This window comes from Parvimonas sp. D2 (assembly GCF_035282635.1).
Taxonomy (GTDB): Bacteria; Bacillota; Clostridia; order Tissierellales; family Peptoniphilaceae; genus Parvimonas.
In genome coordinates this window covers 39,500-53,341 of sequence record NZ_JAYKBO010000004.1, presented here as the reverse complement: position 1 = coordinate 53,341, position 13,842 = coordinate 39,500, and the positions used below count along the sequence as shown (strand labels likewise).

14 protein-coding genes are annotated in these 13,842 nt (G+C 26.6%); 1 reads left to right on the top strand and 13 read right to left on the bottom strand.

Going from position 1 to position 13,842, the window contains the following annotated elements:
- Positions 1–7 precede the first annotated feature (7 nt).
- The 9 genes from VJI77_RS05440 to hrcA form a co-directional block, all read right to left on the bottom strand.
- Positions 8–688, bottom strand: coding sequence for an RAMP superfamily CRISPR-associated protein (locus tag VJI77_RS05440; protein ID WP_323988577.1), 681 nt, complete (start codon positions 686–688; stop codon positions 8–10).
- Positions 689–712: 24 nt separating this feature from the next.
- Positions 713–2,671 (bottom strand): Cas10/Cmr2 second palm domain-containing protein, encoded by a 1,959-nt coding sequence (locus VJI77_RS05435; RefSeq protein WP_323988576.1) that lies wholly within the window; start codon positions 2,669–2,671, stop codon positions 713–715.
- Between the two features lies 1 nt (position 2,672).
- Positions 2,673–3,593 carry a DUF6602 domain-containing protein gene (locus VJI77_RS05430; protein WP_323988575.1) on the bottom strand — a complete coding sequence of 307 codons (921 nt, stop codon included), beginning with the start codon at positions 3,591–3,593 and terminating at the stop codon, positions 2,673–2,675.
- A gap of 2 nt (positions 3,594–3,595) precedes the next feature.
- Positions 3,596–4,336 carry a CRISPR-associated endoribonuclease Cas6 gene (cas6, locus tag VJI77_RS05425; protein ID WP_323988574.1) on the bottom strand — a complete coding sequence of 247 codons (741 nt, stop codon included), beginning with the start codon at positions 4,334–4,336 and terminating at the stop codon, positions 3,596–3,598.
- A 62-nt stretch (positions 4,337–4,398) separates the two neighbouring features.
- Entirely contained in the window at positions 4,399–5,085 is a 687-nt protein-coding gene (locus VJI77_RS05420; RefSeq protein ID WP_323988573.1) for a hypothetical protein, read from the bottom strand.
- Positions 5,086–5,228: 143 nt separating this feature from the next.
- Complete coding sequence (gene tkt / locus VJI77_RS05415; protein WP_323988572.1) at positions 5,229–7,202, bottom strand: transketolase; 1,974 nt, start codon at positions 7,200–7,202, stop codon at positions 5,229–5,231.
- A 125-nt stretch (positions 7,203–7,327) separates the two neighbouring features.
- Positions 7,328–9,148 carry a molecular chaperone DnaK gene (gene dnaK, locus VJI77_RS05410; RefSeq protein ID WP_323988571.1) on the bottom strand — a complete coding sequence of 607 codons (1,821 nt, stop codon included), beginning with the start codon at positions 9,146–9,148 and terminating at the stop codon, positions 7,328–7,330.
- Positions 9,149–9,164: 16 nt separating this feature from the next.
- Positions 9,165–9,695: a nucleotide exchange factor GrpE gene (gene grpE / locus VJI77_RS05405; RefSeq protein WP_323988570.1), complete on the bottom strand. Its 531-nt coding sequence runs from the start codon at positions 9,693–9,695 to the stop codon at positions 9,165–9,167.
- Positions 9,696–9,710: 15 nt separating this feature from the next.
- Entirely contained in the window at positions 9,711–10,724 is a 1,014-nt protein-coding gene (hrcA, locus tag VJI77_RS05400) for a heat-inducible transcriptional repressor HrcA (protein ID WP_009354297.1), read from the bottom strand.
- A gap of 360 nt (positions 10,725–11,084) precedes the next feature.
- On the opposite strand from hrcA, the gene VJI77_RS05395 reads away from it, so the two are divergent.
- Positions 11,085–11,513: a flavodoxin gene (locus VJI77_RS05395; RefSeq protein ID WP_004833660.1), complete on the top strand. Its 429-nt coding sequence runs from the start codon at positions 11,085–11,087 to the stop codon at positions 11,511–11,513.
- Between the two features lie 60 nt (positions 11,514–11,573).
- On the opposite strand, the gene VJI77_RS05390 is transcribed toward VJI77_RS05395, so the two are convergent.
- Genes VJI77_RS05390 through VJI77_RS05375 form a run of 4 tightly spaced genes read right to left on the bottom strand, consistent with a single transcriptional unit; the run spans position 11,574 to position 13,842 of the window.
- The gene (locus VJI77_RS05390; protein ID WP_039868293.1) at positions 11,574–12,299 is read right to left on the bottom strand and encodes an HAD family hydrolase; all 726 of its coding nucleotides are present in this window, start codon (positions 12,297–12,299) and stop codon (positions 11,574–11,576) included.
- 8 nt (positions 12,300–12,307) lie between these two features.
- The gene (locus tag VJI77_RS05385; protein WP_009372771.1) at positions 12,308–12,604 is read right to left on the bottom strand and encodes a hypothetical protein; all 297 of its coding nucleotides are present in this window, start codon (positions 12,602–12,604) and stop codon (positions 12,308–12,310) included.
- A 1-nt stretch (position 12,605) separates the two neighbouring features.
- The gene (locus VJI77_RS05380) at positions 12,606–13,151 is read right to left on the bottom strand and encodes a class IV adenylate cyclase (RefSeq protein ID WP_323988569.1); all 546 of its coding nucleotides are present in this window, start codon (positions 13,149–13,151) and stop codon (positions 12,606–12,608) included.
- 1 nt (position 13,152) lies between these two features.
- Positions 13,153–13,842, bottom strand: coding sequence for a metallophosphoesterase (locus VJI77_RS05375; RefSeq protein ID WP_323988568.1), 690 nt, complete (start codon positions 13,840–13,842; stop codon positions 13,153–13,155).

Below are 13,842 nucleotides of genomic sequence, written 5' to 3'. Positions count from 1 at the left end.
TGCTCCTTTAGTCATTTTCTATCTCAACTACAATTATTCCATATCCTCTTGATTTGGAATTTCCTATTCTATAGTATTCTTCATTAAATTTTTTCAAATAAGATATTATTTCTTTTTTTATTTTTTCTTCATCAGTATCTGTTTTAAGAATAATGTTTCCTTCAAATTTTATACCAGGCTTTACAACTTTATATGTTCTTGGATTGGATATAAGTTCTCCATTAATCTCCTCAATAGATGTTTTTGTATCTATTAAAAAATAATCTTCTGTTTTTAAATCAACAACTCTTAAGTCAGAAAAAAACAGACGAGGAGTATCATTTAATCCTTCAATACCAAAAATATACTCAGCTTTAATATCATTTAACAAATTTGAAATTTTAGTAATTATCTTTTTTATAGATTCTATATTTTTTGAAGATTTTTCATCCATTTGTTTTAATAATTCGGAATATTTATCTTTTTCTTTTTTTAAAAAATCTACAATAAACTTCTCTATGATATCATTTTTTTTACACTCTTTTCTAAAGATATTTCTCAAAGCTCCTTTCATTGCAGAGCCATGAATTATTGGTTTTCCATTTTCGTCAAGAGTTGTGCATTGATCTACTCCTCCTATTGAAAATGCACTTGTTTGATTACCTATTAAACAATTAGATTTAGTTGTTACTGTATATTTAATTTTCATAATTATTTTCCTCACTTTTATTTATCAGTTTTTTCTTTGTTTTTCATTTTGTCCTGAAATTATCCTATATAATATTCTTTGTTGGTCATATTTATAAAATAATATTATTCTATCTAACCACTCTGTTCCATTAATATTATCAAACTCTCTATTAAATTTATCTTTATTAAATTTTAATCTATAGTTTATAAAATGTTCTTCTTTTTGTATATCATTATCTTTTGCATACTCTTTTTCTTTTGTTTCTATTAATTCAGCATAATTTGCGAATAAAGTTTTAACCTTTTCTTTTTTTCCAATTTCTATTAAATTCTTAGCCTTAAAAAGCATAGATAAATGAAATGGAACTTTCTTAAATGTATTAAAACCTTTATCAGTAGTATTTAATATAAAACATTTTTCTATAGAATCTGAAGAATTGCAAATATATTTTAGAGGCTTTATAAATATATTAGAATTCAAAAAATCTCTTGTTTCATCATTCTTTTCAAATACTATATACCTGAACTGATTTAAACTAATATTAGAGATGTATTTTTCATCAGTTAATAATAAAATCAATTTTAATTTTGAAATTACATTTTTAAAATTACTTTTATCATATACTATTTGATTTTCATCTTCATTTTCCTGTTTATTTTTCATAAACATCTTCATAAAGTAATTCTTTAAATATAATTCTTTAGGAATAACTTTTGATTCCACATTCCTTATATCAGGGCACAGAAAATATAAAAAAGTGTTTATGAATTTTTTAATATTATCTTCATTATTTTTATTAGAAATATCAATATTTTCTAAAGCATATAAAAAATTATGAATGAATGTATTTGTATAGATATTTTCATTTTTCAATTGTATTAATTCTAAAATTTCCGTTTTAAATTTGAAAAAACAATCTTTTTCTCTTTTTCTTTGTTCTTCCAAATAACTATAAAACATATTTCCTGCAATAGATATTCCAAGTATAGCTTTTATTTCTTTTGAATTTTTTTCTTTAGTAAATTTTTTTGCATTATGCAATTCTCTTTCAACTATTTCTCTATAATATCTTATTGGTTGATGATTATTTGTAAATTCTACTCCAACAGATATTACAAGTTTATTCAATTTACTACTTTTATCATTACTCAAGCAATTAATTTTTTTATTAATCTCATCATTAATATCATCTATAAGATTTCTTAAAATCAAAATTGAATCCAAAACTGACTCTATTTTTACAGCAAAAAATATATCATCTCCCGCAATATACAGAGGAAAAATTTTATTAGTCAGATTATTTTTTTTTGATATTAGTTTTCCTAGATAATTTACTGTAATTTTATTTTCTAAAATTAAACTTAATTTCATATACGTATCATAATCAGTAATATCAGAAAAAATTTTTCCCATATTATTTATATCTGCTTTTACAATAGCTATTTTACCATTAGTTCTTTCTTTATCATCAGATATTAATTCATCCATATTTTTAATATATACACCTGTATAATCAATAAAATTTTTATCACAATTTATATCACAATTTAGAATATTAACTTCTTCTTGAAAAGAAAATAAAATCTCATTATTTTCTACAATAATTCTTCTTTTTGTATCATTAGATTTTAAATAAAAATTTACTTTATCTATAATCTCCTTATTATTAAGAATTAATTTTTCTAAATATACATAATTTATAAGAAGTGTTCCAGAATATTTCAAATAAATATCTTTAAATAAATTTTTCAACTTTTCTTTTATTTTATCTTCTATATCCTCAACTTCAAAAATATATTTTCCTGAAATCCATAATATTTTTTTGTTTATATCAAATAATTTTTCAATATCTTTAGAAATTGTACTGGAAACTGTATTTGATGCTTTTATAACTTCTTTTAAAGTGTGTTCATCTTTTTGTATCTCTGACCTATTATCATCTAAAGTTTGATAAATATATTTTTGAATTTTTTCGACAGAAATTCCAACTATAAATGGCATATTATTCTCCTTTATTTGTATTTTTATTAAACATATCTACATAAGCCTTATGTGGAAAAAACATAGGATTATTTATCATCATAAGCATTTGATTAAATTGAAAAATAAATGAAAGCAATGAATATTCTTCTTCTTTTCCTCTATGTATAACATAGTCAGATATTTTTCTATTTACTAGTGTCTCTGATTTAAGTTTCTTATCTTCTTTTAAATGTGCTAATTCTTTTTTATCAGCCTGATTATAATTTTTTAGGACATCGAATAAATTTTCATCACTAAAATTTATTTTTAAATTATCATTATATTCAGTATTATTTTGATTTTGATTTTGTTCTTTACTTGATTTGCTATTTTGATATGCCTCAATAACAATATCAAAATATTTTCTACCATTAGTATCATCGTTAGATGTCTCATTTGTAGGTATATGACATAATATCTTAATAGGCTTAGTTGCCGTTTGAATAGCATCACATATGCTTTCTTTACCAATATGAATATATGTAGCTAATCTAACTATTGAATCATTTGAAGTTTGTAAATTATCAATAGAGTCTGTCCAATTTAATAAGTCGACATTATCTAATGATCTACTTTTACATTGAACAACCGCTGCTACTGCTTCAATTGGTATAAATTTTATCAACCCATAATTAAATATATAAGGTGTATATTGTTCATCATATATTGCTATATCTACTTCTTTTGAAATATTTTCCTTTGAGTCTATTATAAATACCGAGCGTGCAATATTAAATTTTTTAGGTACTATTCTCCTAAAAAAATCTGCCCAAATTTCTTCACGATATGTCCCAGCTGTTAAATCGTGATTAGATACATTATAATTCAACTGAGTTACCAATTCTCTTTCCATTTTTAAATAATTTTCTTTAATATCTCTAATAAAATCAACTTTTTTCATAATTAAATCATCTCCCAAGATTCTATATGCTGTAATAGTCCAAAACCGGATGCATTTTTACTTCCAACAGACGAAATCAGCATTTCGTTTAATAAGTTATTATCAGCTTTAATTTCTATTACTCCTAAACTAACGTCTATATATAATCCATAAAAAAGTACAACCACTTTTTTCATTTCTGAAGTATCAATCTCCATATCATCAATAGAGTTGGAATAATTTGGAAAATGGATTTTTAAATTTTCTTTAAATTTATCAAAGAAATCCCCATCTTCAACAGTTATATGTCTGTCTGTATTATCTTCTCTATTATGTTCACGAATTACAAGGGGAGAACAAAATTTAAATCTTGCACAATTTCCTTCAATCTTTTTTTCATTGACAATTTTAGCATCTGTTAAAACTATAAAATTATTTTCAGAAATTTTAAATTCCTTTTCTTTATATTCTAAAAACGAATTGAAAAAGATAGTTCCAACATCTTTTTTTGGAGCTTTAAAAGTAATCTCAAAATTATTTTCTCCAACTTCAATTCTGTTGGGAAAAAATTTGGGTTTAAAAAATTTAACTGCCCATGAATATTTTTTTTCATCACTTTTGATATAATCATCCCCAAAAAACTTTTCAAAAAATTCACCATTAGAATAATTTGATACTGCTGTTTTAAAAAATTTAATACAGAAACGATGATAATCTTTAGGGATGAAATTATTATCTGTTTTAAATTTTAAAACGATTTTCATAACGAACACCTCTCTTTATATTAATTTATTATTATCTTATTTTAATTTCAAATTTTACTATTTTAATCAAATGTCTTAGGTTCATAAATTTTATAATATTTTCCTTTGTATTTTATTATATTTTCCTGCTTTTTATATTCATTTGTAGAAGAATCTTTTACTTCTGCTTCGTATAAGTCGGATTTTATTAATAATTTTCCTTTTTGATCGTATAATTCAATTTTTTTATCTTTCATTTTAGATATATTTTTTATTTCACTTTTAAAAATTTCTTCAAGAATAGATTTTTCTTTTAGTTCTTTAAAATCACTTACTCCGTTTTCAATCACGATTGTGTACGAAATGTTATAAATATTTTTTGTAGTTTCATAATAATCAAGACTTTTTATTTCAAAAAGTATTATTATTACTATAGAAACTGAACTTATTATATGTTTTATTTTTTCAGATTTTTTTGATATTATGATGAAAAAGATGTCTTCTAACAAAGCCAAAACCCATACAAATAACGCTACAACTACCAAATCTACAATAAAAAAGAGTATAATTACTAAAGCGGCAATAATAAAATGAAATAATCCATAATATTTCAAAATCTTTTCAGGATTTTTCATTTTAGGATTCCTCATTAAAATATCATATGCTTCAGAAACATACTCTTTATTTCTAATCTTATAGAACATAAGCCCGATATATACATATCTTGTCAAAATTAAAACCATTAAACCATAAATAAATAAGTATCTCATAGTTATTCTCCTAGTAATCTTAATAATTTACAACTCAAGATGATTATAACAAATTAAACTAATATATTCAACAATTTAATGAAAATATTTTCACACAAAAAAACAGCGAAGTTTTTCTTCGCTATTTTTACGATTTTTATTAATTAAAATAATTCTTTTTTTATTTTGTCATAAACTGCATCAACTGTAAATCCAAATTTTTCAAATAATAGATTTGCAGGTGCTGATGCTCCAAATGTGTCAAGACCTATTGAAATTCCATCTAATCCAACATATTTACCCCAACCAAATGTTGATAAGGCTTCAATGCTAACTCTCTTTCTGATGTTATTAGGTAATACTCTTTCTTTATATTCTTTACTTTGCTTTTCGAATTCTTCCATACATGGCATTGATACAAGTCTTGTGCAAATATTTTCTTCTAAAAGTTTTTCACAAACTTTGTAAGCTAACCCAACTTCTGAACCTGATGCAATAATAATCATTTCAAAGTCTTTCCCAAAGTCTTTTAGGACATATCCACCTTTTAGAGATTCTGCTGAAGTTTCTTCTAAATTAGTCAATTTTTGTCTTGTTAGTGCTAGACAACTTGGTGTTTTTCTATTCTTTAATGCAGATATCCAAGCATAAGCAGTTTCTTTTGCATCACAAGGTCTATACATAGAAACATTTGGTGTAGATCTAAACATTGCCAAATGTTCAATTGGTTCATGTGTAGGTCCGTCTTCTCCAACTCCAATACTATCATGAGTTAAAACATAAATAACACCTTGATTCATAAGTGCAGAAAGTCTTACAGCAGGTTTTAAATAGTCACTGAAAACAAAGAATGTTGCACAATATGGTAAAAGTCCTCCATGTAATGAAATCCCATTACAGATAGCAGCCATTGCATGTTCTCTTACTCCAAAATGAATATTCTTTCCACTTCTATTTTCAGGTGAATAGTATTCAAATTCTTTCATTGTTGATTTGTTTGAAGGTCCTAAATCTGCTGAACCTCCAAAAAGATTTGGTAATAATTTAGAAAATCTGTTAAGAACAATTCCGCTTGATTCTCTTGAAGCCATATCTTTATCAAACTCAGTAATTGATGAATCGTTTAAGATTTCTTCATCAATTTCTTCTTTCATAAACTTTTGGAATAAATCATATTTTTCAGGATATTTAGCTTTATATTCTTCAAGTAATTTTTCCCATTCGTCAACAAAAGTATTTTTTCTTTCAACAACTTCTTTCATATATTTTTTAACTTCTTCTGGAACATAAAAACTTTCTTCATATTCCCAACCAATATTTTTCTTAAATGTTGGAATATTATCTTCTCCCAATGGTTCTCCATGTGCTGAAGCACTTCCTTGTTTAGTTGAACCATATCCAATTTTTGTCTTTATTTCTATTAATGAAGGTTTATCAGTTAGCTTTGCTCTTTCTATTGCTTCTTTAATTTCATTAATATTATTACCATCTGCAACAAAATAAGTATCCCAACCTAGAGCTTCATATCTGCCTCTTACATTTTCACCAAAAGCAGTTGAAGTATCTCCTTCAATAGTAATATTATTACTATCGTATAAAACTATAAGTTTTCCAAGTTTTAATGTTCCGGCAAGTGAAGATGCTTCATTACTGATGCCCTCCATAAGACAACCGTCTCCAACAATTGAGTAAGTATAGTGATCAACTATTTTACAATCATCAGTATTGAAAATTGAAGCCAAATGACTTTCAGCAAGTGCCATCCCAACAGCCATTGAAATACCTTGTCCAAGTGGACCAGTTGTTGCATCTATTCCTGCAGTATGTCCGTATTCAGGATGTCCTGGAGTTAAGCTATCAATTTGTCTAAAATTTTTTATATCTTCAATACTAACACCATAATCAAATAAATGAAGTAATGAATATAAAAGCATAGAACCATGTCCTGCTGATAAAATAAATCTATCTCTATCAAACCAATTAGGATTTTTAGGAGAAATCTTCATACAATCATTAAATAAAGTAAATGCCATTGGTGATGCTCCAAGTGGAAGTCCGGGATGTCCTGACTTTGCTTTTTGAATAGCATCAGCACTTAATGTTCTCATAGTATTAATACATAAATTCTTAATTTCCATATCATTCCCTCACTTAAATATATTATTTTTTTAAATAAACTTAACGAACTTATTATATCAATAAATACATTTTTTTTCAATAGAAAAGGTAGTGCATCACACACTACCTTTTAGCATTTTTTATTCTATTTATTTTCGTCTTCATCAACTACTTCATAGTCAGCGTCAACTACATCATCTTTCTTTGGTTCTGCTCCTTGTCCTTGTGGGTTAGCATTTTGATATAATTTTTCTGAAATTTTATAGAATTCTTGAGTTAAAGCGTCATTCTTTGCTTTAATGTCTTCTACATTGTCAGTTGTTATTGCTGATTTTAAATCTTCTAATTTTGCATTAACTTCAGATTTTTCATCTTCTGAGATTTTGCCTTCTAAATCTTTCAAAGTTTTTTCAGTTTGATAGATTAAGGATTCAGCATTATTTTTAGTTTCTACAACTTCTTTTTTCTTCTTATCTTCTTGAGCAAATTGTTCTGCTTCTCTAACTTTCTTATTAATTTCATCTTCAGATAATTTTGTTGATGCAGTAATTGTAATCTTTTGTTCATTTCCTGATCCTAAATCTTTAGCACTAACATTTACAATTCCGTTAGCATCTATATCAAAAGTAACTTCAATTTGTGGAACTCCTCTTGGAGCAGCAGGAATACCTGTTAATTGGAATCTTCCTAATGTTGTATTATCATGAGCAAATTCTCTTTCACCTTGTAAAACATGGATATCTACTGCTGTTTGTCCATCTGCAGCAGTTGAGAAAATTTGACTTTTTTTAGCAGGAATAGTTGTATTTCTTTCGATTAATCTTGTCATTACGCCACCCATTGTTTCGATACCTAATGACAATGGAGTTACGTCTAATAATAATAAATCTTTAACTTCTCCTGTTAAAACACCACCTTGAATTGCAGCACCGATAGCAACACATTCATCAGGGTTAATATCTTTTTGTGGTTCTTTTCCAATTAATTTTTTAACAGCTTCTTGTACAGCTGGAATTCTTGTTGAACCACCAACTAGAAGAACTTTATCAATTTCAGATGCAGTAAGTCCAGCATCACTTAATGCTTCTCTAACTGGAACTAATGTTTTATCAATTAAGTCTGAAGATAATTCTTCGAATTTTGCTCTCTTAATATCCATATTTAAATGAACCGGCGCTCCATCAACAGCTGTAATAAATGGTAAGTTTACATTAGTAGTCATTGTTGTTGAAAGTTCTTTTTTAGCTTTTTCTGCAGCATCTTTTAATCTTTGCATTGCTGTTACATCTTTACTTAAATCAATACCATTTTCTTTTTTGAATTCTGAAATCATATATTTCATTAAAACTTCGTCAAAATCATCTCCACCAAGTCTATTGTTACCTCTTGTAGCTAAAACTTCAAATACTCCGTCTCCAATTTCCAAAATAGAAACGTCAAATGTACCACCACCAAGGTCAAATACCATTATCTTATGTTGTTCAGTATCTTTATCCATTCCATAAGCCAAAGCTGCTGCTGTTGGTTCATTAATAATTCTTTTAACATCTAAACCAGCAATCTTTCCAGCGTCTTTTGTAGCTTGTCTTTGGCTATCTGTAAAGTAAGCAGGAACAGTTATTACAGCTTCTGTAACAGTTTCTCCTAAATAACTTTCAACATCTGATTTAATCTTTTGTAAAATCATTGCAGAAATTTCTTGTGGGCTATATTCTTTATCATCAATCTTTACTTTATAATCTGTACCCATTTCTCTCTTAATAGAAGTTATTGTTCTTGCTGCATTTGTAATTGCTTGTCTTTTAGCAGTTTCTCCTACTAATCTTTCTCCATTTTTTGTAAAAGCAACAACTGAAGGAGTAGTTCTATTTCCTTCTACGTTTGCTATAATTGTTGGTTCTCCACCTTCCATAACAGCTACTGCTGAGTTTGTTGTACCTAAATCAATACCTATAATTTTTGACATAATTTTTTCCTCCTAATTATTCACTAACTTTAACCATACTTGGTCTTATTACTTTATCTTTAATTTTATATCCTTTTTCAAATGTTTCTAATACAATGCCACTTTCTACTCCATCTTTACTTTCAGTCATAACTGCATTATGTAGATTTGGATCAAAAACAGCACCATCACTTTCTATTTCCTCAACCATTTCGGTTTTCAAAATTGACTCAAACTGTTCTTTAATCATAACAAAACCTTTAATCGCCTCATCTTCTATATTTACATGAGTAAAAGCTCTATTAAAATTATCCAAAACAGGCAACAATTTTAATATTAAACCTTCATTTGCTAAGATAATAGAATTTGACTTTTCTCTTTCCGTTCTGTTTTTATAATTTACAAAATCAGCTTGAAGTCTTAAAAGTTGATTTTTTAATTCCTCAATTTCTGAATTTAATTTTTCTTCAACTTCATCAGAAGAGTTTTGTTCTAAGTCTTTTTTTTCTACTTCCTCAGTAGTTTCTTCTTTTAGCTCTTCTTCCATTTCCTTTTTATCTTCTTTCAACTATTTCGCCTCCCATCATTTTAAAATATCTTTAATTCTATCATTTATACTTAACATAGCTGATATTATTTTTTCATAATCCATCCTAGTAGGTCCAATAACAGCAATCTTTCCTTTGCTACCGTCCCCAAGATTATAGGATGTTGCAACTATTGTATTTTCATTTAAAAAGTCTTTGTTATTTTCACTTCCTATACTTACATATATTTTATCTCCACTGTAACTTAAGAATAAATCTTCAAGCTCATTCTTATCTTCTAAGAAATGAATAAGTTCTTTAGCTTTATTTAAATCTCGATATTCTGGAAAATTAAATATATTAGAAATTCCTTCTAGTTCAATACTGGATTTTTCATTCTTTGAAATCTCTTTACCAATTAAATCAGAAATTTCTGTTATAAAAGGAATTTTTGAAACAAAGGTAAGTTTCAAATACTCTAGTCTTTCATTTAAATCTGATACTTTAACATTTATCAAATACTTCTTCAAGTAAAATATCAAATCTTGTAATATATCTCCACTAAGTTCTGTTTTCGAATCAAATACTGTATTTATAACTTTTCCATTATCAAAAACTAATACCAAAACATAACAATTTCCGCTTATATTAATGACATCAATACTCTTAACAGAGCAATCCATATAATCCGTAATCATAGTCGCTGTGATACATTCTGTTACCTCAGAGATTATCTTTGCGGATTCTTTAAAAATTTTATTTTTTTCATTAATATGTTTTGATAAAATGTCAATTCCATACATATTTTTTGAAATCTCATCAAAATGTGAAGACAACAAATAGTTAACATAATGTCTATAAGCCTTATCTGATGGAATTCTACCAGAAGATGAATAAGCTTTATTTAAAAATCCTAATTCTTCCAAGTCACTCATTTCATTTCTTACCGTTGCCGAACTGACTCCCATATCATATTGTTTTGAAATCGTTCGGGAACCAATTGGCTCAGATGTGCTGATATAACTATCTATTATGGCATATAAAATCTTCAATTTTCTATCATCAAGCATTTTATCACCTCTTTTTAGCACTCAATCTCTTAGACTGCTAACAATATTATATTACTATTATTCCCCTATGTCAAGATTTAAAACATTTTTATTAAAAAAATTTTTTTACCGATTATTTTTTTAATAATTTAAAGATATTTTTCTAAGTTTTATAGTAAACTAGTCTATTTATTGTATAAAATAGAATGTAAAATTTTTGTAAATAGTTGACAAAATTTTATATTATTGTTATTATTATCTTGTAGAAATTGTTATTAAGTTTAAAATCAATATTTTAAATTTAATTATAATTTATATTGTATATTATATAAATACAATAAATTTTTGTTTTGTTATTCAAAATTTAAGGAGGACTTTTAAATGAAAGTAGCAGTTGTATATTGGTCAGGTACAGGTAATACTGAAAAAATGGCTGATTGTATCGCCGAAGGTATTGAAAATGCAGGTTCTGAAGTAGAAGTAATCTTCTGTGACGATTTTGGCGCAGATATGTTAAATGATTATGATTTAGTTGCATTTGGTTGCCCAGCAATGGGAGATGAAGTTCTTGAAGAATCAAGCTTTGAACCAATGTTCGAAGAAGTTGAAGAAGAATTAAATGGAAGAAAAATTGCTTTATTCGGATCTTACGAATGGAATGAAGGACAAAAATGGATGAAAGACTGGAAGGTTAGATGTGAAGGAGTTGGAGCTAAAATTGTAGCTGAACCACTTTGCGTATATGATTGTCCTACACCAGAAGATGAAGATGATTGTGTAGCATTCGGAGAAAAGATTGCTAAAGCATAGTTATACAAAAAAACAAAAGTAGCCCAATGGCTACTTTTTTTATGTTCTTAATATTAGAAATTATAAAGTTGTTACATCTGCCTTTAATTTATAAATAACATCTTTTCTCTCTACAATTATATTCACTTTTTTTGAAAGTTCTTCATCATTTTTTATTCTTTGTAATAATTTATTTGACGGATTAATTGTATAAGCATTACCAAATCTTCTAAGCATTGATAAATCTCCAGTTGTATCTCCATAGGCATAAGATTTCTCAACATCTATATTATATTTTTCTATAATCTCATTACATACTTCATCTTTTCCCTCGCTATGCCACATAGGTACAATTTCACCAGTAAACTTACCATTTTCATCAAACAAATATTTTGTTGCTCTAAATTCTGTAACATCATATTTTTCAGCCATTTCTTTAACCAAAAAATCAGGACTTCCTGAAATAAAAAATATTAAATGTCCATTTGCTTTATGGAATTCTAATTGATTTCTTGAGAAAACATAAACTCTTTCAAATACTTTTTTAATAGATTGTTCTGCAATAAATTTGTTATATCTTATATCAAAACCTCTTAAATCACTTCTATATTTTTCAGAAAGTGCTTCAATATAGGCGTCATACGCCCCATATCTATTAACATATTCCATATATAATTGTTTTACATCATCAACCCAAACACTTTCATCCAAAATTTCATACTTTATAAGTCTTTTAAAATGTTCAATCATAAGTGATTCTCTTGCAATAGTTCCGTCAATGTCAAAAAATGCGGCTATATTACCCATACACACACCTACTTTCTCTTAAAATTCATTAGTATTAAAGCATAGAATAGTGAAACAACACCACTAGTACCTATAATCATAGCATAGTATAATGAATTTATACCTCTTGCAGTTAAAATGTTTGTCCAACCGTCAGCTAAAAATATTGTTCCAACAATTATTAAAACAAATGCAGGAATAAATTTAACAAATCTATTTTTTAGTCTACTAAGCAAATATGTTACTAACATTCCAATAAATATTGCAAGTAAAACTATAAGCACTGATGTTCTTTTTTTCACCAAAATTCCTAATAACTCTTTCATATTAACTCCTACTTTTTAATTCTTCTTTAAGCTCAGGCAAAGATTTAAGGCAAACATCACCTTCACTTATTTCTAATAAATTTAAAACTTCACACAAATCACCATAATTCGAAACTTCAATTTCCATATATGGATCAGGATAAACTTCTTTATCCCATATATCAATGTCAATATGAGCATTTTTTAATTTATATGATGTTCTAAATTTTTTCTCTATATCAAGTTTATCATATCCTAAAAAATTTAAAATTTTTAGCATATCTTCACTATTTTCTAAAGAAACATTATATTCATTAAATTCCTTTAACAACTTATTTTCTTTATGCTCTTTATATGTTAACTCTGAATTAATTTCTTTTCCATTTTTATCTAAAAATTTTCGAATTCTCAAAAAACTTCCCTTGGGAATATAATCAAATTTTGAAGATGTAAGCCTTATATTTTCTTGATTTTCACTTTTCAAAAATTTTGCCCCTAAATTTTCCAATTTGGCTTTAACTTCTTCAACATCTATATTTAAAATTTTAACTTCTAACTCTTTCTCCATTTTATCTCCTAATAAGTCTTGGGATAAATTTTAAGTAATCCGCGGAAATACAATGGAATTCTATTCCGTTGACTACTTCATCCACAACATTATTTAAAGAATATGCATGTAGATGTCCATATAAAACAATTTTTATATTATGTTCCTTAACAAATAATCCAAAGTCATTTAAAGTCCTATCTTTTTCTACTGGTGGATAATGAAAAAGACAAATTATTTCCTTTTCTTTATTTTTAACAGAATTATAACTTAATTTTAATCGCATAAGTTCTCTATTGTAGATTTTTCTATCTGTATCTTCGGAAAATTCAGAAGATTTTGGAGAAATCCAACCTCTTGTTCCAATAAATACATATTTTTCAGTTTCAAAACTATTGTTTTGTAAAAAAAACATATTTTTTAAATCTAATTCTTTTATTTTATTAAGACTACTCCACCATAAATCATGATTGCCTTTTAAAAAAATTTTCTTTCCTGGAAGACTTTCAATTCTCTTTAAATCATTGTAGGCCTCATCAATTTTTAATGCCCAAGAAATATCACCAGGCACAATGACATAATCGTCATCTTTTACAATTTCTTTCCAAGCTTTAAACATTCTTTCTTCATAGTTTTCCCAAGCAGAGCCAAAAACCTCCATTGACTTATCTCCAGTATAATCTAAATGCAAATCAGATAAACCGTATATCAT